2 protein-coding genes are annotated in these 2,101 nt (G+C 57.6%); both read left to right on the forward strand.

From position 1 onward, the window contains the following. A partial coding sequence (locus AB4043_RS23475; protein ID WP_442308256.1) for a HEAT repeat domain-containing protein occupies window positions 1-505 on the forward strand: 505 nt, incomplete at its 5' end. An 80-nt stretch (window positions 506-585) separates the two neighbouring features. Next, window positions 586-1,971, forward strand: coding sequence for an L-serine ammonia-lyase (locus AB4043_RS23480; RefSeq protein ID WP_442299119.1), 1,386 nt, complete (start codon window positions 586-588; stop codon window positions 1,969-1,971). Window positions 1,972-2,101 lie beyond the last annotated feature (130 nt).

Genomic DNA, 2,101 nt, shown 5'->3' on the forward strand with positions numbered 1-2,101 from the left:
GTGGAGTATGGGAGACCACTCAGGACAAGATCTTCTCTTCGCAGTCGTTGAAGGCGACCGTAAAGGAAACGCGGGCGTGCTTGGCGGAGCGATTCATCAGGCCAATAAAGATGTGCACTCCCCTACTGAGCTCGCAAAGATGACGGCTCCGTTCTTCCTTGGTCCCTTCGGTATCGGCATCGCGGCGTACAACTATCTGCACAAGGCCGGCGGAGACAGTCCGCGCGTCATTGCGGCTGAACTGATCGCGCAGAACAAGACCCCGGAGGTCCGCAAGGAGTTGGTGGACGCGCTCGAAGATAAGGACCAGGAAGTACGGCTGACTGCGGTGCGTATGCTCGGCGACTTCCGGGATCCGGATCTCGCGCAGAATCTCATCCCTCTGTTTCTCGACAGCAAACCGGCGGTACGAATTACGGCTGCGGCGGCAGCCATTCGCCTGACCTCAGTGCGCCCCTCCGCTCCGATTGTTCCGAAGCATAAGAGCAAGACAGTAAAGCACTAGGGTGTTTCATCCATGTACTCTGAAAGGCAGAGCCGGCAGCTCTGCCTTTCTGCTTTGCAACGGCCGGCTAGTGAACGACCGTGAATACTTCTCTCTTTGAACTCTTCAAGATCGGCATCGGCCCCTCCTCCTCACACACAGTCGGTCCGATGCGCGCTGCTCTGCAATTCACGCAGCATCTGCGGCAAGCCGGCCTGCTTCCGCGGACCAGCCGGGTCTCCGTGGAACTCTTCGGTTCCCTGGCGCTCACCGGGCACGGACACGGCAGCGATAAGGCGATTGTGCTTGGTCTGTCGGGCGAAGCTCCAGATCAGGTAACACCCACGACCATCGAGCAACTCCTTACTGCCTGGCAAACGGATGGCCACATCCAACTGGCGGCGGATCATGCCGTGACACTGCGTGAAGGAGTGGAGCTTCTCTTCCTCCGCAACCAGATGTATCCCGATCCTGCAGTTCCCTCTCATCCGAATGGTATGCGGTTCACGGCGTTTGATGCGGAAGGCAATACGCTGCACCAGGAGACGATCTTCTCGATCGGAGGCGGCTTTGTAGTGCAGGCCGAGGACTTCGGACGGCAAAGTGCTGTTACCGCACGTAACGTACCGTATCCGTTTCACTCGGCGGCTGAACTGCTGCAGATTACCGCGCAACATGGCCTGACGATTGCACAAGCCATCATGGCGAACGAGGTCGCACTCGCCGGCAGTGAGGCAGTGGTTCGGGAGCGTATCCTCGCCATCTGGAAGGTGATGCAGCAGTGCACGGAGAAAGGCATCACGACAGAAGGCATTCTTCCCGGCGGTCTTAATGTACGCCGGCGCGCTCCGAGACTCGCGGCACGTCTACGCGCAGAGGGCAGTAAAGATCCGCTGGCGCCGATGGACTGGGCCACCGTCTATGCCATGGCGGTCAATGAAGAGAATGCCGCGGGAGGGCGTGTGGTCACCGCACCGACAAACGGAGCGGCGGGCATTATCCCTGCAGTCGCGCACTACTACCTGAACTTCATTCCGGATGCAGACGTTGAAGGTATTCTGCGCTACTTCCTTACCTCCGCCGCTATCGGTGTGCTCTACAAGGAGAACGCCTCCATCTCAGGAGCTGAAGTGGGATGCCAGGGCGAGGTGGGCGTTGCCTGCAGCATGGCTGCAGGCGGACTCGTCGCCGCATTGCAAGGCAGCAACGACCAGGTGGAACACGCAGCGGAGATCGCCATGGAGCACAACCTCGGCATGACATGCGATCCAATCGGCGGCCTCGTACAGATCCCATGCATTGAACGCAATGCGATGGGAGCCGTAAAGGCAGTGAATGCTTCACGCATGGCCATGCATGAAACAGAAGGCCACAAAGTATCGCTCGATCAGGTGATCAAGACGATGTATCAGACAGGTCTCGACATGCAATCGCGCTATAAAGAGACCTCGCTCGCAGGTCTTGCATTGAATGTCATCGAGTGTTGAGACGAGTTCGCATTCGGGTCGTCGCAAACTTCGTTACAACTTTCTTCACTTTTCTCTTGACACAGTTTTTTCAGACTTCTATACATTCCCTAGTTGCAAGTCGCGTTACTGGCTGCAACAGGGAGAATAG

It is taken from the genome of Terriglobus sp. YAF25 (genome assembly GCF_052113305.1).
In the GTDB taxonomy this organism is placed as follows: Bacteria; Acidobacteriota; Terriglobia; order Terriglobales; family Acidobacteriaceae; genus Terriglobus.